The organism is Paenibacillus sp. SAF-068, from assembly GCF_051967555.1.
In the GTDB taxonomy this organism is placed as follows: Bacteria; Bacillota; Bacilli; order Paenibacillales; family Paenibacillaceae; genus Paenibacillus.
In genome coordinates, this window is the sequence record NZ_JBQCJX010000001.1 from 687498 (window position 1) to 708611 (window position 21114).

The 21114-nt window shown below is 44.9% G+C and carries 16 protein-coding genes and 1 pseudogene; 15 read left to right on the top strand and 2 right to left on the bottom strand.

Going from position 1 to position 21114, the window contains the following annotated elements; genetic code table 11:
• The first annotated feature begins 115 nt into the window (after nucleotides 1-115).
• The 11 genes and pseudogenes from ACTHPG_RS02950 to ACTHPG_RS03000 all read left to right on the top strand — a co-directional run bounded on the left by ACTHPG_RS02950 (nucleotide 116) and on the right by ACTHPG_RS03000 (nucleotide 16152).
• The gene (locus ACTHPG_RS02950; protein ID WP_440387617.1) at nucleotides 116-1936 is read left to right on the top strand and encodes an ABC transporter ATP-binding protein; all 1821 of its coding nucleotides are present in this window, start codon (nucleotides 116-118) and stop codon (nucleotides 1934-1936) included.
• Complete coding sequence (locus tag ACTHPG_RS02955) at nucleotides 1929-3920, top strand: ABC transporter ATP-binding protein (RefSeq protein ID WP_440387619.1); 1992 nt, start codon at nucleotides 1929-1931, stop codon at nucleotides 3918-3920. Before ACTHPG_RS02950 ends, ACTHPG_RS02955 begins: the two co-directional genes overlap by 8 nt.
• Nucleotides 3921-3929: 9 nt before the next feature.
• Nucleotides 3930-4243, top strand: a pseudogene (locus ACTHPG_RS02960) (Rpn family recombination-promoting nuclease/putative transposase); the annotation flags it as partial.
• A 345-nt stretch (nucleotides 4244-4588) separates the two neighbouring features.
• Entirely contained in the window at nucleotides 4589-6469 is a 1881-nt protein-coding gene (gene recQ / locus ACTHPG_RS02965) for a DNA helicase RecQ (RefSeq protein ID WP_440387621.1), read from the top strand.
• Between the two features lie 644 nt (nucleotides 6470-7113).
• Nucleotides 7114-9156, top strand: a complete 2043-nt coding sequence (locus tag ACTHPG_RS02970; protein ID WP_440387622.1) for a B12-binding domain-containing radical SAM protein — start codon at nucleotides 7114-7116, stop codon at nucleotides 9154-9156.
• A 688-nt stretch (nucleotides 9157-9844) separates the two neighbouring features.
• Nucleotides 9845-10969: a GntR family transcriptional regulator gene (locus tag ACTHPG_RS02975; protein ID WP_440387623.1), complete on the top strand. Its 1125-nt coding sequence runs from the start codon at nucleotides 9845-9847 to the stop codon at nucleotides 10967-10969.
• 372 nt (nucleotides 10970-11341) lie between these two features.
• Complete coding sequence (locus ACTHPG_RS02980; protein ID WP_339259722.1) at nucleotides 11342-12643, top strand: ABC transporter substrate-binding protein; 1302 nt, start codon at nucleotides 11342-11344, stop codon at nucleotides 12641-12643.
• Between the two features lie 74 nt (nucleotides 12644-12717).
• Complete coding sequence (locus ACTHPG_RS02985; protein WP_237176406.1) at nucleotides 12718-13653, top strand: carbohydrate ABC transporter permease; 936 nt, start codon at nucleotides 12718-12720, stop codon at nucleotides 13651-13653.
• Nucleotides 13654-13667: 14 nt separating this feature from the next.
• Nucleotides 13668-14504, top strand: a complete 837-nt coding sequence (locus tag ACTHPG_RS02990) for a carbohydrate ABC transporter permease (RefSeq protein WP_095289351.1) — start codon at nucleotides 13668-13670, stop codon at nucleotides 14502-14504.
• A 715-nt stretch (nucleotides 14505-15219) separates the two neighbouring features.
• On the top strand, nucleotides 15220-15459 hold the full coding sequence (locus ACTHPG_RS02995) for a DUF3024 domain-containing protein (protein WP_440390111.1): 240 nt from the start codon (nucleotides 15220-15222) through the stop codon (nucleotides 15457-15459).
• 48 nt (nucleotides 15460-15507) lie between these two features.
• Nucleotides 15508-16152: a DUF3885 domain-containing protein gene (locus tag ACTHPG_RS03000; RefSeq protein ID WP_440387626.1), complete on the top strand. Its 645-nt coding sequence runs from the start codon at nucleotides 15508-15510 to the stop codon at nucleotides 16150-16152.
• Nucleotides 16153-16421: 269 nt separating this feature from the next.
• Here the strand turns inward: ACTHPG_RS03000 and ACTHPG_RS03005 are convergent, their stop codons facing one another.
• Nucleotides 16422-16952, bottom strand: coding sequence for a hypothetical protein (locus ACTHPG_RS03005; RefSeq protein ID WP_440387627.1), 531 nt, complete (start codon nucleotides 16950-16952; stop codon nucleotides 16422-16424).
• 158 nt (nucleotides 16953-17110) lie between these two features.
• Nucleotides 17111-17716, bottom strand: a complete 606-nt coding sequence (locus ACTHPG_RS03010) for a hypothetical protein (RefSeq protein ID WP_440387629.1) — start codon at nucleotides 17714-17716, stop codon at nucleotides 17111-17113.
• Between the two features lie 168 nt (nucleotides 17717-17884).
• On the opposite strand from ACTHPG_RS03010, the gene ACTHPG_RS03015 reads away from it, so the two are divergent.
• The 4 genes from ACTHPG_RS03015 (at nucleotide 17885) to ACTHPG_RS03030 (ending at nucleotide 21082) form a co-directional block, all read left to right on the top strand.
• Nucleotides 17885-18496 carry a chloramphenicol phosphotransferase CPT family protein gene (locus tag ACTHPG_RS03015; RefSeq protein ID WP_440387631.1) on the top strand — a complete coding sequence of 204 codons (612 nt, stop codon included), beginning with the start codon at nucleotides 17885-17887 and terminating at the stop codon, nucleotides 18494-18496.
• A gap of 336 nt (nucleotides 18497-18832) precedes the next feature.
• A complete protein-coding gene (locus ACTHPG_RS03020) occupies nucleotides 18833-19126 on the top strand; it encodes a hypothetical protein (protein ID WP_440387632.1) in 294 nt (97 codons plus the stop codon).
• 137 nt (nucleotides 19127-19263) lie between these two features.
• Nucleotides 19264-20304 carry an ABC transporter substrate-binding protein gene (locus tag ACTHPG_RS03025; RefSeq protein WP_440387633.1) on the top strand — a complete coding sequence of 347 codons (1041 nt, stop codon included), beginning with the start codon at nucleotides 19264-19266 and terminating at the stop codon, nucleotides 20302-20304.
• A 1-nt stretch (nucleotide 20305) separates the two neighbouring features.
• Nucleotides 20306-21082, top strand: coding sequence for an IucA/IucC family C-terminal-domain containing protein (locus ACTHPG_RS03030; protein WP_440387634.1), 777 nt, complete (start codon nucleotides 20306-20308; stop codon nucleotides 21080-21082).
• Nucleotides 21083-21114: the final 32 nt, after the last annotated feature.

Below are 21114 nucleotides of genomic sequence, written 5' to 3' on the forward strand. Positions count from 1 at the left end.
ATTAATCTCCCTTACTTCTGTTCGTACTTACAGCAATAAATGTTCATTTTTACCTTATCACCGATGATATCATAACCAAGTACATAATTTAATGACAAGATTGGAGAAAGCATCCATGTTAGTAGACAAACGAACTTACACGACGTTAGGCATGCTGACTCGATTATGGACATTAACGGGTAAGTACCGAATGTTTATCATTCTGTTGCTTTTCGCCGCATTTATGGTTTCCCTGATCGAGGTTGGATATCTGGAATCAATTCGAAGACTGGTCAAAGGTGCTACAGAATCCCAATTTCCGTTACTTTACTCAGGATTGATCATAGGCGTTTGCGTTGTAGTATTACGGTTGGTTGTAACCGCATTCATGACGTGGGTCGAGACGTTATTCCAGCAAAAAACATTATTGGCCGTGCAGTCCCTATTGCTTGGATCTCTCGGTAACACAGAGACACGGGATCTGGAACCCTATCATACGGGTGATCTATCTTCCAGGGTTTGGACTTCTGCCAAGGAAGCACAGAGAGGGGTAAATCAACACGGTATTGAACTCTCCAAAAATATCATTCAGCTGATCCTTGCATTTGCTTACTTCAGTTGGGTGAACTTGCCACTGTCGATGGCTATCATCGCATTCACGTTGATCTATCCTTTCGTAACGGTAGGACTGGGAAGACGTCTGCAACGACAACATGATCAGTTGAATACCAGTGCGGCCTCAAGAGATGAGATGCTGACTGAAATTATTCAAGCTCCGGTGGAGATCCGTAGCTATGGACTCGCGGCTTATGTATACCATCATTTTAAAGATCGAATGGATCAAGTGTTCAGACATTCGATGTCTGTATCTGTGTTACAACGACTATCAGAGGCAGCTGGACGAGTCTCAACGTATGGTGGGATGATTCTGATTCTTTATCTAGGCGGCATACAGGTACTGAATGGACAGATGGATGTGGGAGGACTGGCGGCTTTTCTGGTGGCGAGCAGTCAGTTAACTCGTCCGATTGAATCGTTATCTGGGCTGTGGAATGATTTTATTGGTTCTGCTTCTCATGCATCCAGAATTTTTGAGGTGCTGGATTTGGAGAAGAAGGATGGGGTGATTAAGACCAGTACAACTACATATGTACGATCTGAAACGAATTTAGGACAGCTTGAAAAGCAATCTAAACCGGCTGGCATCAACGTGCAGGATGTGTCTTATCGGTATGCAGAACAAGAAGAAGTGTTAACGGATATTTCTTTTGTAGCCGCGAAAGGAAAGCTCACTGTAATCACGGGGCCAAGTGGATGTGGAAAAACCACCTTATTGAAATTAATTGCCGGATTAGATACACCAGTCACTGGTTCAATCCAGGTTATGAATCAGAAGAACTCATTACATGATATGCACGAAGCTCATACAGAGCATGTCAATCAGGTGTATGTTCCGCAACAAAGCTTTGTTTTCACAGGCACGGTAGAAGAGAATATTGTATTTGGACAAGAAGGGATATCTGCTGATCAGGTAGAGGTTGCGGCCCGCATGGCTCACGCACATGAAGCCATTATGCGTCAATCGTTCGGCTATGGGACAGAGCTTCAGCTACAAGGTGGGACAATGTCGGGTGGTGAGCTTCAGCGGATTAGTTTAGCCAGAGCGTTGCTGAGGGACCCGGATATTCTATTGTTGGATGAACCGACGTCATCTCAAGATGCGTGGCATGAGCAACGATTGAATGAATTGTTTTCCTGTATCACTGCTGACAAAGGCACAACCGTTGTTGCAGTTACCCATCGATTATCACTGATCGAACGGGCGGATCAGGTCATCTATATTCAGAAGGGGCGCGTCGAAGATACGGGAACCCATTGTGAATTGCTGGATCGTCCAAACGGATATCGAAGCTATATTGCAGAGCAGGGCACAGGAGTGGAGGGACAGCATGAGTAACAAAATTGAAGATGCAGCATATGCCGGTGGCGTTGATGTGAGGAGCGTTCAAGAGAAAACTGGAGCAAATGAGACAAATGAAAATAATGAAATAAATGAAATAAATGAAATAAATGAAATAAATGAAATAAATGAAATAGAAGCTCGTCATCAGATGAACGGAAATCATATTCGAGATGACTCAAAGCAAGTTGCATCACTGAGCACCGTATGGCCTGTTATTTTTCGCTGGATGAAGCCTTATGGATTAGCGATATCGATCTTGCTCATTTTTATTGCAGCAGATGCAGTCTTCGATTGGGGCCTTGCCTTCGTGCAGGGATTCTTCGTTGATGCCATTCATGATGGGGGACAAGAGCAGTTGAAGGCTACGGCGATGATCTTTATCGCCATTCTGGCAGGATTTATTGTTTTACTCGCGATGCATCGTTATGTGCTGGTATGGCTCAAGGAATCGATGCAACGGGACATGTCCATGGATCTGTTGAAACTGTTAAACCGGATGCCCTATTCATGGGTGCGCAGACAGAAGTCCGGAGATGTGATGCTTCGTATCAAAGAAGATACCAAGCATGGTGCAGAAGTGGTAGAGGCTATGGCAGAGGGAGTTACGGTTATATTCATCATTGCTCTATCACTGGGATACTTGTATAGAGCAGATGCACGGGTTGCGGTTATCGCCTTGGTGAGTGCAGGGGTAATTTGGTTCACGGCTAGGTTATATGATCAGCGAATTGTTCATCTGTCCGATGAGGTCGAATCCAGGGAAGGTGAGTCACAGCAGCAGATTCAACAGTATGTTGAAGGATTACAGATGATTCAAGCCTATAATGCATCACCGTGGTTTCTCACTCGTTTTCGAACACAACAGGAATCACTTAACCGTGTTCAGACCAAATTGCAGATGACATTGAGCATGTCAGATAATGTAGCGATGGCGGTATTTGGTATGGCTCAGCTGGCAGCATTGTTCCTTATTGCTGTGTCAGCGGCTAGAGGAACCTTGTCACCTGGCATGGTTGTCGCAAGTAGTCTGCTGTTTGAACTGGTGGTGTGGCCAGTATTGGGCTTGTCCAGCCAGTGGAGTCAGATGCAAGCGAGCGTGGGTGCATTTGGACGTATCTCTGCATGGTTGAAATTGGCGGAGAACAAGAAGACAGACGCATCCAATACTAAGCATGAGGAGCTTGCACAGGGAATTTGTAATCAAGATCAAGAACAACTACAACAAACAGCAAACCGAGAGAACGAACGTGATATGCTACATCTTCAACAGGTTGCGGTAACCGATGAAGACAGCGGTCGGAGGATTCTGGATCAGATTACGCTTCATCTGGTTCCTGGTGAATTGGTTGCGATCGTTGGCGCCAGCGGAGCAGGCAAATCTACATTGTGCCAAGTGTGTGCAGGGCTGATCGTGCCAACGAAAGGCAGCGTATTACTAGGCGATAAACATGTTGCAGAGTATGTGAAAAGGGATAACCCATCCAGACTGGCGTACATGCCACAGACACCAACTTTTTTTACAGGAACGATTGAGGATAATATTCGTCTGAGCATATACGCTACTTTGGATAAGGTGAAGCTTGCGGCAGAGCAGGCAGGATTGCATGATTTCATCGATTCCCAGGAGGAGCAATACGCTACGATTTTGCAAGAGAAAGGGGCCAATCTCTCTGGAGGCCAACAACAGCGACTGTCACTTGCTAGACTATTTATGAGGTCATCCGATCTGTATATTCTGGACGAACCAACCTCATCCCTGGATCTTCAGACAGAACAGAACGTGATGAATCACTTGATGAACTATATGAAAGACAAGATAGGGTTGATCGCCACACACCGCATGGAGGTCGCTCGTCAGTGCTCTCGTATCCTTGTGATGGAGCATGGCCGAATTGTTGAAGATGGGACGCATGAACAGCTGATGGACAGGAAAGGATTGTATTATCGAATGAATGCAAAAGCAGAAGTTGTCGAGTGAGATTGAGGGGGTGCTGACAAATTCAATTGGGAGGTGTTGCAAATGAACGAACCGACTTTGAAGAAGGCAATGGATACACTGGAGTTCTTAAGTCAGGATCGGGAAGCACGTCGTTTGTATGAAGAGCGTCAGAAGTATTTGCATGATGAAGCTTCAATGATTGAGTGGGCTACGGAAAAGGGAATGGAATAAGGGTTAGTTGAAGGTGAAAAAGAAAGGCGATTGAAATAGCAAAAAATATGCCCTCATTCGGGATTGAAGTTTCAGTTATTACCAAGGCTAGTGATTTGCCGGAGTCAGAAGTTGAGGCGCTAAAAGATTAGCAATTGCACTTAAAATTCAAACAATCGTCTGGTCTCTAAAAAGGCATACGATTGTTTTTTGATTTTACTTAGAATGTTCAATCACATCTGAATCTACTTGCAATCTTTCCTATTACTCATGTTAGACCAGTGTTACACATTTGCAAAAGAACGTTTTACAGTAAAACGCGGTTGCTCATTCGGGGCTGGGCCGTTAAACTAAAGGGAGCGGCGTTTGCTTGACGGACAAGTCATGAGAACGCCATTTTGTTGTCAAGGATGCGGTATATGAGCCGCTTTCGGATGTCAGAATCGGATCGGACCAAGCTGGTGGAAGAACACCGGTGATAAGTAAGGAGTCTTTACATGAGTGTGCAAACACCAACTATTGAAGAAGCGCAGGGTCTCCTGCAAAAATATTATGGCTACCCCGACTTCCGTGAGGGACAGAAAAAGATTGTAGCCAGCCTGCTCGAACGTGAAGATACGCTTGGCATTATGCCAACCGGGGGCGGTAAGTCGATCTGTTATCAGATCCCCGCTCTGTTATATTCGGGTCTGACGCTAGTTGTCTCCCCGTTGATCTCATTGATGAAGGACCAGGTCGATGCGTTGACGACCGCCGGAATTGCTGCCGCGTATATTAATAGTACGTTAAGCGGCAAAGAAGTGAATGATCGCATCCGCGCGGCGCAGCGCGGTGAGCTGAAGTTGCTCTATGTCGCGCCTGAGCGACTGGAGCTGGATTGGTTCCGCGAGGAGATGGGCTATTTGCCGATCTCGTGCGTGGCTGTGGATGAGGCCCACTGTGTATCACAGTGGGGGCATGATTTTCGGACAAGCTACCTGGCGGTAGCGCCGTTTGTGGACAGTTTGCCGGAGCGGCCGGTGGTTGCGGCCTTCACGGCGACAGCGACGCCCGAGGTCATGGGCGATATTCTGCGGCTGCTGCGTTTGCAGGATCCGCAGACATACGTGACCGGACTTGGGCGGGATAATCTGGCGTTTAGCGTGCTGCGCGGCGAGAGCAAGAAGGACTTTGTCCTGAATTATGCGCGCGAGCATGCCAGCGAGCCGGGGATTGTATACGCTGCGACCCGTAAGGACGTGGACGATCTGCATCAGCGTTTGTTGCAGGCGGGATTGCCTGCTGGACGCTACCATGCCGGAATGACGGATGATGAACGGGCCCATAGCCAGGAAGCTTTTTTGTACGATGATATCCGGGTGATGGTGGCAACGAATGCGTTCGGAATGGGGATTGATAAGTCGAACGTACGTTACGTGATTCATAACAGCATGCCGAAGAACATGGAAGCATACGTGCAGGAAGCGGGGCGTGCGGGACGGGACGGAGAGCCAAGTCAGTGCATTTTGCTCTTCGGGGCTCAGGACATTATCACCCAGAAGTTCCTGATTGAGCAAAATCCGATGGACGGCGATCGCAAACAGAATGATTACCGGAAGCTGCAACAGATGGTGGATTACTGTTACACGACACGTTGTCTGCGCAGTGCGCAGCTGGACTATTTCGGTGAGGTGCATGACGATACGCCTTGCGGTATTTGCAGTTCCTGTACGGACGACCGCGAGCTGGTTGATATGACCATTGATGCGCAGAAAATATTCAGCTGCATTCACCGCATGCGTGAACGCTATGGTGTATCACTGGTCGCTTCGGTGCTCAAAGGTTCACGTGCCAAAAAAGTGCTTGATTACGGCTTCAACTCTCTGCCAACCTATGGTGTGATGGGCAATCGGACAGAGCGCGAAATATCGGAGATTATCAACGTGATGGTATCCGAGGGATATCTGATGCTGTCCGAGGGACAGTATCCGGTCGTTCGTTTGCAGCCACTGGCGGTGGAAGTACTTAAAGGCCAGCGCGAAGTGATGCAGCGTGTGGTCCGCAAGACAGCGGCAACGGCTTCCGGTACGAACTACGGCGGACGTCGTGGTCGCGATGCGATGCCATCTGCGGTTAATGAGACGGTATTTGAGCAGTTGCGTCTGATCCGGCGTGATCTGGCGGCGAAAGAGCATGTGCCATCGTACATTATTTTCAATGATGCGACCCTGCGTGAGATGAGTGTGGTATGTCCACAGACAGAACGTGACATGCTGGATATCAAAGGGGTCGGTGAGGTCAAGTACCGCAAGTACGGACTGCCGTTCCTGGAGTTTTTCCAGAAGCAATCGGGCGAAGAAGTCGATACGGATGATGATGCATTTTACGAGTTTGAGTAGTTATGAGAAGGTATAAGTAAGTTTGAATGAGTATGAGATAAATGTGAGCGAGCTTGGCTGGTTGGGATGTAGTAAGAATTTTTTTCATTCGCGATTTTAAGTCTTTGAAGTTCATGACACGTAAAGCTTAATTAATCAAAAAGTTGATAGATATGCTTCATGCAAGTCGATGGTTCGTCCATGAACGGTGGAAGCGTTCGGTAGAGGTTCGAGGCTAAAGCCTAAAGGCTCAATACAGTAAAATGTGGATATCTATAATGGATGGAATGCGAACGAGGTCTTTTACAGAGTGAAGTTGAGTTTGAAGTTGACTTTTTTGTCTCTGAGATGCGGACAAAAGATGGTGAATTGTCTTTCAAAAGGTGGACATTGTCGTTAGAAAGGTCCGACCCCCTCACATACAGCATGTAGTTTTGTTGTATATGTTGTGTACTATATGTTGTGATTTTTGTTTGGCGAGGTGTATGTGTCTTTTTTAAAAGAGTGTCCACTCTTTGAAAGACAAAAGTTGGATATGTCCATGAGACGTGGAATGGCTATGATTAAAGAGGTTTGCACGAACAGCATCCGGGGCAGGATGGCTGTGATGCTTTACTTTTCCCAAAAAATATATGGTCTGGGTGTCCAGGCAAAGGTTGTGAACCATGAAGGTTATTCTTTCTACATTAAATGCAAAGTACATCCATACCTCCTTGGCCTTGCGGTGTCTGAAGGCGTACAGTGAGAAGGATTTTGATATTGACCTGGCGGAGTATACGATCAAAGATCCAGTCATGAACATTGTGTCCGATCTGTATCAGCGCGGCGCGGACGTGATTGGTTTCTCGTGTTACATCTGGAATATCGAAGAGACGATCAAGGTCATTGATAATCTGAAAAAGGTTATGCCTGACGTGAAAATTTTGCTGGGCGGGCCGGAAGTGTCTTATGACACGGAATATTGGATGAACCGGATTCCGAATGTCGATTTCATCGTGATGGGTGAAGGGGAAGAGACGTTGCATCAGCTGTTGATGGAGCTGGAAGGAAGCAAGAAGTTCCACTTTGTCTATGGACTGGCGTATCGCAAAGGGGAAGAGGTTATTCTCATGCCAGGACGCCCGAAAGCGGATCTGAACGATCTGCCGTCACCGCATCGATTTGAAGAAGATATCCCGGAGCTTGGAAAGCGGGTTGTTTATTTTGAGACGAGTCGGGGCTGTCCGTTCAGTTGTCAGTTCTGTCTGTCCAGTATTGAGGTCGGCGTGCGGTATTACGATATTGAGCGGACAAAGTCGGACATTCTGTACCTGATCGAGAAGGGTGCGAAGCTGATCAAGTTTGTAGATCGGACGTTCAACATCAAGCGGGATTATGCACTTGAAATGTTCAAATTCCTGATCGAGAATCATCAGGGAACGGTATTCCAGTTTGAAATTACGGCGGATATTATGCGTCCTGAAGTACTGGACTATCTGGCAGAGAATGCGCCGCCGGGCACATTCCGGTTCGAGATCGGGGTTCAATCCACGAATGATCCAACAAATGAACTGGTGAAACGTCGCCAGAACTTTACCAAGCTGAGCCGTACCGTGAACAAGGTCAAAGCCAGCGGCAAAATCGATCAGCATCTGGATCTCATCGCCGGACTGCCGGAGGAAGATTACAATACGTTCCGCAAAACGTTTAACGATGTATTTGCACTGGGGCCGGAAGAGCTGCAACTTGGATTCCTCAAAATGCTGCGTGGTACGGGCCTGCGTCTGGATGCGGAGAAGTATAACTATACGTACATGGATCACGCACCGTATGAGATTCTGGGCAGTGACGTGCTGCCGTTTAGCGACATCGTGCGCCTAAAGCGGCTGGAAGATGTGTTGGAGAAATACTGGAACGCACACCGGATGGATCACACCCTGAAGTATCTGATGGAGCAGGAGTTCAACTCGCCGTTTGATTTCTTCCAGGCGTTCGGGGATTACTGGGAAGGTCAGGGTTGGCAGAAGATCGGGCACCAACTGGAGGATCTGTTTACACGTCTGCACAGCTTCCTCGAGTCGCGGAATACGCCGCATATGGATATCGTGCTAGGTTTGATGAAGCTGGATTATTTCCTTGGCCACAAATACAAACCGCGCAAAATCTGGTGGGAAGATCCGCTCCAGAAAGACCAGTGGGCGGGTTATATGAAAACGTTGGCTGAACGTCCGGAAGACGTTCGTCTGCCACGTGTTGCCGGTGCCGCTGGCACGGCATGGCTCGAAAGCAGCGGCACGGGTGCGAGTGCCGCTGTGGCAAGTTCGGCTGCTGCCGGGGAAGACTCTGCCGCAGATGCGGCGGGTGTGATCGGCAGCGAAGCCGGGGGTGAAGCGTCGCTCACTTCGGGCGACGCAACAGTGTCCGCCGCGGATGGAGCGGCGGACGGGGAAGACGGCAACGCTTCGCGTGCGTTGCCGATGACCTCGGCCATGACCGCACAGACGGTCATGGGTGCCCGTGCTTTCGCCGACCTGGGTCTCGGCGAAAAGGAACTGCAGAAGCACACCGTATTGGATGTGCTTCCGTTCCGGCTTGAGCGTGTGCTAGCTGGCGCCAGCCCGCTTGCCGCGAAAGGCCGGACGCTGCTGGTCGTAGTGTACCAGCAGCATGAAGGGCAGCAGGCGCAGTATTACACGCTGCCGCTGGGAGAAGAAGCCGCTGCCATGTAGGTGCGGCGGCCTTCCACAAGCTGCATGGCCAATTGGCATCATGCAGAAGGGAGAGGTGCCACGGCTTCGCGGTCGTGGCACTTTATTGGCAGACATCACGGCTATGCGCGGGTGATGCCTGCATTGATGAGCACCGCGTCAATGAACGTGGTGCATCCTCATAAAGTGCTTGCACCCATCGGGCGCAGCACCTCACCCTTAAGCGGCTTGCCGTTGCATAAGCCGCGCTCTTGCTTTACTTTTACAGCATGATATGTTTCCAAAAGCATCGGAAGGTCATCTGATTCCCAAACGGGATGAAGAATGATCTTCTTTTTTTGTTTGCCAGTTACATAGGATCACATGTCGAATTCAGTCAAAGGAGTGTTTCGTATGAATGATAAGACCAGAACCGAAGAGACATCACTGTACCTAAAGGTTAGCTGACTCACTACATGTCCATATTCCCTATAACGCTGTACATATTCAACACATTCATCAGATATCGGGTAGACGAATTTAGAAATCCATTCAGCGAAGCTAAACCTAGAATTCCACGATAACCTTCAGCATTGACGCCTGTACAATCATCAATCCTTAGGGGGCTCGACCTTCTTCAAGGAACACCACAATCCCATCCGGTAACTTTGCGAATTACTTCTTGTGTAATATACTTAGTATATTAATATTATGATGTCAGGGTGGTTTTGTGGAATTGCATTTATACGAGCAGATATATAGCTATATTGTACAAGAGATTAAAGAAGGTCGTTTAAACGAAGGTGACCGGGTCTCTTCTGAAAAAGAGCTGGCTGAACAATTTGGCGTCAGTCGTATTACATCTAAAAAGGCTCTGGAGAAATTGTCAGATTCTGGGGTTATTAAACGAATACAAGGAAAAGGTTCATATGTAGCCGATGGTATCATTGGAGGACAAGAACCGAAGCATTATTCAGAGGTAAGAACAACTTTGGTTCCTGAGGACGATAAGCGGTTGATCGGATTTATTATACCGAATTTTTCTGACGAGTTTGGCCTGGAACTTCTTAGATCGATGGAAAAGCGGAGTGTTGAGCATAATTATCAACTCATTATCAAGCGAACCTGGGGGGATCGGGATGAGGAAAAACGTGCGATTGACTTATTTATTGGTTTAGGCATCAAAGGATTAATCGTGACCCCCATTCATGGTCAACACTATAATTCTGAACTGCTTCGACTTGTATTAGATCGGTTTCCAATTGTTTTGGCCGATAGATATCTAAAAGGAATTCCAGTTTGTTCGGTATATACAGACAATAAGAAAGCAGCCATGGATCTTACGCGTCATCTGATTAGCAAAGGTCATAAAAAAATTGCCTTTTTATCTCCTCCGGAAGAGAACACTTCAACATTGGAGGAAAGACTGCTCGGATATACGTTTGCCTTCACCCAGGAAGGAATGAATTTGAACAAAGATTATGTATTGACGAACTTGAAGGGCACCCTTCCCAAGAACATAAATGGAACAGCGATTGAAAGTGATAAAGAAACAGTAAAGCATTTTTTGAAAAAACACCCTGATGTAAAGGCGTTTGTCGCATCGGAATTTCTAATAGCTACCATGCTGGCTCAAGTCATCCACTCGATGGGGAAATCTCTGGAGGAATTCGAAATCGTTTGTTTCGACTCCCTGAACGATCACCTGGGTCAACCCATCTTCACTCATATTAAGCAAGATGAGAAGCAGATGGGTGAATTGGCAGTGGATATGTTAATCTCTCAATTGCATGGAACAGCTGTTCCCGAGCTGAACATTATTAAACATCGTATGGTCGTGAAAAATAACGGGTAGGGTCTATACAAGTGCAGCTAAACAAAAGCAAGGATATTTGTTCAAAGTGTCGAGAAGTCCCGAGGGGCTTATCGGCACTTTTTTTGATATCAGACATATGAAACGTCGATTTCTATATCTAAATTAAAGCCATACATCATGAATAGGGATGTCGTAATATTGCAATTGACATGTTTTATGATGTCATATTAATATACTCAGTATAACTAGTGGGCTCCTATAACAAATTCACGGTGTTCATCATTTTCTGATTTTATAGTTCATATCACCAGAGTTGTTAGCGCTTACATAAATTGTGGATGATCAGAAAATGAAGTGGATTCTATAGGAATTCAAGTTAAACGAATTCATTTAACTTAAGGGGGACTTTGAATGAGGAGATCCAAAAGATTCGCATTTCCAATTCTTGTTTGCTTTCTGGTTATGTTACTGCTTGTAACGGCTTGTTCAACGAAGGGAGGCTCTGGTGATCAGGCCGGAGAGGGGATTACAACGGTTACGATGTGGCATGGTCTTACCTCCATTGATTTAGATAATATGAATAAAGTCGTGAAGGCATTTGAAGAGAAAAACCCTACGATCAAAATGAATTTGGTTTATACAGAATCTAACGAGGGATCCGACCAGAAGCTGCTGACTGCAGTCGCAGGCGGCAATCCTCCTGACGTTGCACTTTTCGATCGGTTCAAGGTCGGTACTTGGGCTGCGCAAGGTTCTCTGACTGACTTATCCTCGATGGCAGCAGAATCCGGAATACGTAAGGAAATGTATTATCCATTTGCATGGGAGGAGTCCAGTTATCAAGGAAAGCTTTATGCAATGCCGATGGATACGGACTCTCGCCTGCTATTTTACAATAAGGATCATTTCACAGAAGTAGGGTTGGATCCCAACAAACCACCACAAACGATCGCCGAGCTTGAAGCGGCCGCCGATAAGTTAACCATCAAGGAAGGTAAACGTTTCAAACGGATCGGGTTCATCCCATGGTATTCGCAAGGCTGGCTGTATACTTGGGGATGGGCATTTGGGGGAGAATTCCAGGATGCTGCCACCGGCAAAATTACGGCAAATGATCCTAAAGTCGTGGAAGCGCTACAATGGATGACCGACTTCGGCAAAAAATACAATGTCGAGGATATTGCGGGATTCACAAGTGCAGCGGGTACGGAGGAAATGGATCCGTTCATTTCCGGTCAAGTCAGCATGAAGATAAGTGGAAACTTTACGGTGAAGGGTATCGAAAAATTTAAGCCGGATTTAAACTACGGTGTTGCACCCATACCGACCCCAACAGGTACTAATTTTACGACATGGTCGGGAGGCGGGTCCGCTATTATCCCTAAAGGCGCCAAGAACGTCGCTGCTGCTTGGGAATTCCTCGAATTCTTAGGGAAAGAAGAGGGGCAAACGTTATTAAACGCTGATTCTCAAATTTCCGTTATTGATTCGGTTAACGACAAATACGGTTACAAGGACGATCCGATTATGAAGGAATTTATTAATATTTTGCCCAATTCACATAACCGCCCGGTTATTCCTGAAGGACAACTGCTGTGGAATGAGTTAGCTTCCGCTACGGAAAAGGCTACCCGCGGTAACGGTACTCCGAAAGAGAACCTGGATAGAGTAACAGAGACGGTTAATAAGGCTTTAGAAAAATACGACAAATAGAGTGCTCGGTAGGCAGGGGGAGCGAACTCTCTCTCCTTGCCTATTCATGAATGACAATTGGAAGGAGAATGTACATGGCGAAACTGGCCGATCCAGTTCAAGTAAAAGCAATTCCATCGGCAAGGAAACGAGCACTCCACAGAACTAACGTGATTGGGTGGCTGTTTGCTTCACCTTGGGCTATAGGGCTGCTATGCTTTTATGCAATTCCCATGCTAATGTCCATCTACTTCAGCTTCACTACTTACAGCATTCTACAGCCGGGTGAATTTATCGGAATGAATAATTATAAAGAGCTTTTTCATGATCCTCTGTTTTGGAAATCCATATACAACACGATTTATTTTACGGTATTTTTTGTTCCATTAAGTATATTTTTCGGTGTGGCACTCGCTATGATGTTGAATATGAAGGTCAAGGGTATGGCTGTATTCAGAACGATCTTTTTCTTACCTACTCTCGTGCCACAAGTAGCTCTGGCAGTTCTGTGGATGTGGCTGTTACATCCAAACTTCGGATTGGTGAACGGGATGTTAGCGAATATCGGTATCGAAGGGCCCGCTTGGCTTGGTGGTGAGTCGTGGTCCAAGCCCTCTCTCATTCTGATGTCGCTTTGGGGTATTGGGCAAGCTGTCGTTATCTACCTTGCTGGATTAGGAGACATCCCTGAGGAGTACTATGAAGCGGCGCAAATCGATGGAGCTAACTGGTTTCAGAAAACGAGAAAGGTAACCCTGCCTTTGCTCACTCCCGTTATTTTCTACAACCTTGTCATGGGAATGATTGGTGCATTCCAACAGTTTACTCTTCCCTATACGTTGACCAAAGGGCAAGGAACTCCTGCAAATTCCATGACTTTTTACGTCATGTATTTATATGAGAACGGCTTCAGGTATTTCAAAATGGGTTATGCCTCCGCAATGGCCTGGATCTTATTTATTATCGTTATGGCATTAACCGGAATTATTTTTATTACGTCTAAACGCTGGGTTCATTATCAAGGGAAATAAGGAGGAAGTAAGGGATGAATCCTACCGCTATCAAAAGAATCAATCGTGCGTTAGCCTATGTATGTCTAATTGTTGCTTCTGCATTTTTCATGATTCCGTTCATTTGGCTGCTTTCGACTTCTCTTAAACCACTCACACAAATCTTTACATTCCCACCAGAGTGGATTCCGCGTCCAATTCTGTGGAGTAATTATTCCCGTGCTGTTGAGTATATCCCTTTCTGGACATATCTGAAAAACACGGCGATTATAACTATCGTTAGTACGCTTGGTGTGATCATATCCTGTCCCTTGGTTGCATATAGTTTTGCCAAATTAGAGTACCGTGGGAGAGGTATACTTTTCTTTGTTACCCTTGCTGTTATGATGATCCCCGGACAGGTGACCATGATTCCTCTATTCCTGTTGTTTACTAAATTAGGTTGGGTAGGAACACCTCTTCCACTGATTGTACCCCAATTTTTTGGAGTGCCCATTTACATTTTTTTATTGCGGCAGTTTTTCATGGGACTGCCTGATGCCCTGCGCGAAGCGGCCCGCTTGGACGGCGCTAGTGAGTTCCGCATATATTTACAGATCATGTTTCCACTAGCCAAATCCGCCGTATTAGCCGTGGCATTGTTTCAATTTATGGGGAGCTGGACTGATTTCATGGGCCCCTTGCTTTATTTAACCAATGAACCATCTTACACGGTTTCGCTCGGATTGCAGCAATTTCAGAGTCAAAAGGGATCCGAATGGGGCCTATTAATGGCCGTATCCACCTTGATGACATTACCTATTATCGTTCTGTTCTTTTTTCTTCAAAAGACGTTTATTAGCGGCATTACATTTAGCGGTATAAAAGGTTGAACAATCATTTGTATGAATTAAGCCCCAGCGAAGCGGAACCCCGGGGATGTTAGGACGGACCATTCCGCGACATGGATCGGCTGTTATGGACCCACAGGCATCAATGGCATTATCAATCAGATCGCTCAGGCTCTGTTGGCTTGAGAGGCAGCTTTTAGATGAGGAGAAACATCCAGCTCGTGGTCTGTTCCCTAAGTCGTAAATGATTAGCATAGTCCCATTGTTAAAATTGTAAAATCGAAAGAAAACGTTATGCTGCACCTATGGGACGCAGTAGCGTAACAAAACTGCATGACCGATTGGCTTATGCAGCAGGAGGAAGCGCCACGACGATGAAGTCGCGGCGCTTTTTTGCGTGCATCACGGCGTAGCTATCGTGATGCACCAAGTGTTGCCATCATGAAAGTGTGCTCGAGATGGCAGCATGAGCACCGCGCTAATGCACGCGGTGGCAACCCCATAAGGTACTGCCCCATTGGGAGCAGCAACTCATCCTGACGTGGCTTGCCATTGCATAAGCCGCGCTCCGTTTAACCTTTTACAACACTAAAAGCATCATTTAAATCGGAGAAAACAACATGATATAATCAAAGCAAAACGGATCAAGGCAGGAGAGTTAGAGAGCATGGATGATTTTACGAAGAAACGCATTCAAAAGATTATGGACCATTACACGGAGAAGGCTGTACCCGAGCATGTGTAAAGTCAGGTAAAGATTAGTTATAAAATCAGAGGACAACATGTGACGTTGATTGAAGAAAGACAAGCCTTTCAAAGTGATCAATGGGTACAGACGCCGGTAGCACAGTTCAGTTTGGATGAGAGGGCATGGAAAGTGTATTGGCAGGACAGTAAAGGCAAGTGGCATTATATCGATGATATCGAACCGAACGAAGATTTTGAAACTCAACTCAAGATCGTGGACGAAGGTCATAACGGAATGTTCTGGGGTTAATTTTTCATATGTCAAATCGGCAACTATTGAAGAGACGGAGGCCACAGAATGGAACTAAAAACGTACCTGGCAGAGAATTTTCCAAACCTGACCTTAGAACCGCCTCTTTTTTATAATTGGGAAGTTGCAATACGATTCGAGCTTGGCAATCCTCTGATGTTTGGAATGAATACGGAGCATTACATGGAACAAGTTTATCATCGATCACTTGAATTATTTAAGGCTCTTCATGATCAAGAAGATGAAGTCCTATTCATAACTCAAGCTTATTTTGCAGATAAGCCTAAACACAAAATGAAGAAATTGAACCTGTACAGGAAATATATCAAAAAGAAAGGGCCGATTAGAGCCTTGAGCCTTGAGACATTTCCAGGTTTGGATTGTGAATCGGATGACATCCTAGACCCAAGGAACAACATGTATATGTACTGGACTAAATGTAGAGTTGAGGACTTGAAATATAATCAGTTAATCAAAGCTATATGTAATCATGATGTTGGAATTAAGCCAAAGATTTATCATAGGGTTTATTTCATTAATATAAGTAAGAAAACGATATTTCATATCTATGATGATAGAGGTTGCGATGTTATTTCAGCATCAAGGAAAGAACTCATGGATATCTATACAGGATATAACGATTGGATTCTAGATTATGATCGAGAGAGAATTAACAATGTATTTCTAGGATAATGCGGGAAAACTTAAAATTTAATTAATCATAAGCTCTAATAATTGTGCAATTATCGATTAAATATTCTAGGTAGCCCCATGAAGTTAGATACAAGTTATACTGTAATATTCATGCATTAGGCCATTCGTACTTGTTGGGTTAGAGAAAAGCAAAGAAGCCGGGGACTTAACCACCCGGCTTCTTGTAGATGATTTTTTTTAAAAAAATTGTAATGTTGCAATAAGAATATTCTCTCCACACTAAAGGGTGTTGTAAATTGTTAGGCTTATCACTGTTTTATTTTATCTAACGGTACGTTAATGGTTGCTGACTCGATTGGAGTTACTGTCGTTCCGTCTTGTTCAATCAAGGAAATGGTTATTTCTATAGAGCCTTGATTATCCAAATCTATAGAGATTGATCTACGTTGAAACTCATCAAACAGGCCTTCTGTTTTAATAACGGTATCTTCTTCAAACAATTCACCATTTTGATCATGGATCGTGACTTGGAAAATTCGATCTGGAATTTTTTTCGATTGATCCGGTTGATAGTTTCTTTTACTGTACCATAACCCAAATTGTAGTTTTTTTGAAGTTGGTAGGTAGTAGAGCTCTGTAAGATGTATATTTGGATTCTTTAAATCTTGATTCTGTTCTGTAAGCTGAATTGGTTGTTCATCGTTATTATATGGAGTATCCCATTGTAACGGTAATGTCGAACCATTTTTGAGAGCAATTAGTTCTCTGTCAGCATACCAATAAATCCCTACCAGAATTATAATGACTGAAAAAATTGAAATAATTAGTTTTCTTTTCACATAACATCCCTACCATCTTAGTTAATAACCTAACGGTTCTCTCCTGTTTTTAGTCTGTCTGATTCTATAAATCTAATGGAAAGCGATTTTAAATAAGAGGAAATTTTAAAGACCGCTATAGTGATAGTTTAAACCCACTGTTAAAAGGTGATAAAACCTCAAATCAAATCATACTTCTCCATAACGGAGTCCCAAAAATTTTTGTATTCTGATAAAACTTGTGCAGTAGAGGACTGAGGCATACTATATTGAGTTATCCCTTCAAGGCTGAATTTTCCGAGATTATCATTGATCAATCCATAATCACCAAAAGTATTTTTCATCAAAAAGAGTACACTTGTATCACCCTTCTGAAGTTCTACATAGTCATTAACTGTGTACTTGACGTCTCCTTCCAGGCTGGCAGGTTCAATGATCGTCAATTCATTCTGATCCGAAGGGAAATCGTCGGGTTTCTTCAATATCCTATCAATCTTGATGTTTGTCTTGGTGTGAAAAGACTGCATGGTTCCATCATCAAATACAGTAATAACATGCTCTCGATCTCTGAAATCGTCTGTTGCATGACCAATGACGATCAGTTCAGCGAACGCATCCAGCTTATCTATTTCGTGAAATGTCAAGGAGTTGGCCGAAAGGTTGACGATTTTATGAAAGTGCTCCTCCGGTTTCGATTGACTGTTCACGTAAGCGATTGCACCGATAGAGATAGCCAATATTACGAATAAAGAGGCTAGCACCATCTTCTTTTTGAAAAAAGACATGATCCTCATCCTCTCGGTTAGATTGGTATATTGGTATTTTGTTTCATTTCTACTATACACATATCTGAAAATTATTGTAAATTAATTATACATACTTGGTTTAATGAAATGAATATGGCTATTGGTTCTTTATTCATTCGTTCAATTTTATAGATAAGGGTGATTGATATGGATAAAGGACTCATTATATTCTTGAACGGAACTTCAAGTTCGGGGAAGACCAGCATTGCGATGGAAATGAAAAAACAGGGAGATATTCCATTTCATCATCTATCTGTGGATCAATTTCTTCATAATTATGATCAATTCATAGATACTACATATCCAGATATTAAACCAATAAGAGAAGTGGAACACCATGTGATGACAGATATCCTGTTTGAGCCCATCAACTCGTTGTACTGTGCAACGATTAAGCTGTTTTCGGAGATGGGTTTGAATGTTATCGTGGATACAGTCATCAGCAATGACAAGTGGTTTAACGAGTTTTATGATTTGCTATCGGACTATCCCATAATGTTTGTAGGCGTACATTGCTCGAAAGAAGAACTCACCAGAAGAGAGCAGAGAAGAGGAGATCGCGCGATTGGACTTGCCCATTCCCAGTTCGACTACGTCTACTCCTATGATGAATATGATCTGGAAATGAATACGGAAGAGCTAAGTTCAGCTGCATGTGCGGAAAAGATACTAGATTATATAAAGTCTGATCCAGACCAATCGGCATTTAAGAAATTAAACAGAAGAGAGGTGAAACATCATAAAAGAAATTCATTCTAGACCAAGGCTGGTAAGCTGGCGTTTTGATGATGAGGTCAGGTCGGATGATCCGAAGGAATGGAATTGGATAGAGATCACCATGGTTTTCACAGATGGTTCCAGACGATGGAGCATCTTATATACACCAGAACGTTTGCTAAATAACTTGTCTCGACCGGACATTGACCCACCAGGTCTTCATATGCAGCAACTGATTGTTGTTAGAAGCTATGAAGTGGATGATATTGAAAGAGTATTGTATGTTTTTGATGAAGAAGATAAATTGATCGAGGCATCAAGGGAATATCCGGAGTAGCTTTAAAATGATGTGTTATGGCGGACAAGGGGGAGTCATTGATGGAAATTAACGCTATGAATCCAGAAGATCATATCCAACACATGTTACAGTCAATCATTGAACAAACACAATCCATCATCAACGATAGTCGTAAACAATCCTTTGGTTCATTGGAATATTTCCTGGGACATATTTTGGAGTATCGGGTTAAAAAGCAATACATGACAGATGAGTGGCATATTCGCACACCGCGCTGGCTGGGGGAGTATGGAAATACACCGGAGGAAGAAGAGCTTCTTTCAGATATCTACCGAGTGCAAGCGTACATTGCAGAAAAGTTAAAGGGCGGATAAGCGACTCGCGATGTCGCATTAGTCCGACTAAGATGTCGCAAAAGTACATGGTAACACGATACGGAGATCGTATATACTCTCTTTATGTTTCGATAATGAAAATCATTATCAGTATTATACATAAGGGGGATTTACAAATGAAACAAGGAACACAGGGGCAAGCGGCTGGTAACAAAGCCTATGCTGCTCACAAATCACGATTATTCATGGGCTTGATGTTGGCCCTTATTCTTGTATTGACAGCTTGCGGTGCTGCAACAGGTACAGATAGCGGTAAGCAATCTGCAGCAACGCCAGCGGAGACACCTGCGAATGCGGAAACGCAGACGGACGGAGCTTTTCCCGTAACGATCAAGGGTATGAAGGGTGACATCACTCTAAACGAAAAACCACAGAAAATTGCAGTGCTTGATGTTAAGTTTCTGGATCAGATGTTAGCGGTTGGCGAGAAGCCAGCAGGTAGTGTTATCGCTGGAGGCAACACTGATTTCCCAGAATACTTAGGCGATCAACCGAATGGCGTAGAAGTTCTGGGTACACGGGACGAGCCTAACCTGGAAGCGATTGTTGCACTCGACCCGGATCTGATCATCATGACCGACTTCCAGGAGAAACAGTATGAGAGTGTAAGCAAAATTGCGCCTACCCTGGTACTCGATTTCTACGAAGACTGGCGTGATACGTTAGCTACGGTTGCCCAAGTTACAGACAAGCAGGATGAGGCAGAGAAAGTGCGCACAGCGTATGAAGACAAAATTGCCGGGCTGAAGACAAAATTGTCAGAGAAGCTGGGCGATGAAACAGTGGCGATCATTCGACCACGAAAAGAAGGAATTCGTGTTCACGGTATTGAGCATCGCATCGGCGGTATTATGTACAATGACTTGGGGCTGAAAATGCCTGCTCTGGTACAGGAGATTAATGAAGATGGTTCCGTAGAAATCTCGATGGAAAAAGTGCCTGAGATCGGGGCAGATCGTTACTTTGTGCTGTCGGATGAGCTGTTTGCGGCAGAAGCCGAGGCTATGCTGACTAATCCAGTGTGGAAATCCCTCGATGCTGTAAAAAATAACCTTACGTATGACGTGAACTCAACACTTTGGATCGCTTATTATGGCCCGCTTGCGATTAATCTGATTGTCGATCAGGCAGCAGAAGCCCTACTCGGATCGAACTAATATGAACCCATATCTCTCGACAGACTTATGGAAAGAGACGGTAGAGGATCATTCGATTTTGCTTGGTGAGCCGCCTGAACATAGTGTCCGTACCATTGCTTTGAGTGAGTTGCATGACGTAGAGGCGTGTCGAGAGTATATCCGCTGGTTTCAGAACTATATCGATGCGCCTGACATGAAAGTCGCAGCCTCCATGTTAGCCAAGCGGCTTGGCTATCTGTGGACGACTCCGCTCGTGACCGCGATGACGTTCCATCATCAGCATGTTACCTTTCAGCTTGAAAACAGCTTTCTCTATCATCCGGCGCTCTCAGATGATGAGGGCGGTACACGATTTCCTTTTCTGGCGGTGAACGGGCTTCAGGCTGAAGAACTGTCTGGAGACAGGAACGCATGGCGGGAAAAAGCGGTCCAGGAGATGTTTGCAGTACAGCTGACACCTCTGTTAAAGGCTCTCGCTGCGATTGCACCTCTTTCAATGACCATTCTCTGGGAGAATATCATGGTACGGATTGGCCGATTATTCGCTCCTGATGAAGGCGAGACGGAGCAGGAACGTAAGATCATTCGAGAGGACTTCTCCTATCTGACGCAGGTGGCATCCGGGCGAGTGTTTGGTGAGAGGAAGAATCCGTTAACACGTTTCACTGATTGTAAGGACAATGTGCATGTTGCCAAAAGTGAGCGGATCACCTGCTGTTTCTATTACCAGATGTCAGGGGAATATTGTCTCAAATGTCCGAAAATTGACAATGAGAAAGAATCTCAATTAAAATGACAACAGCAACAATTTTACCATTGCTATTGTCA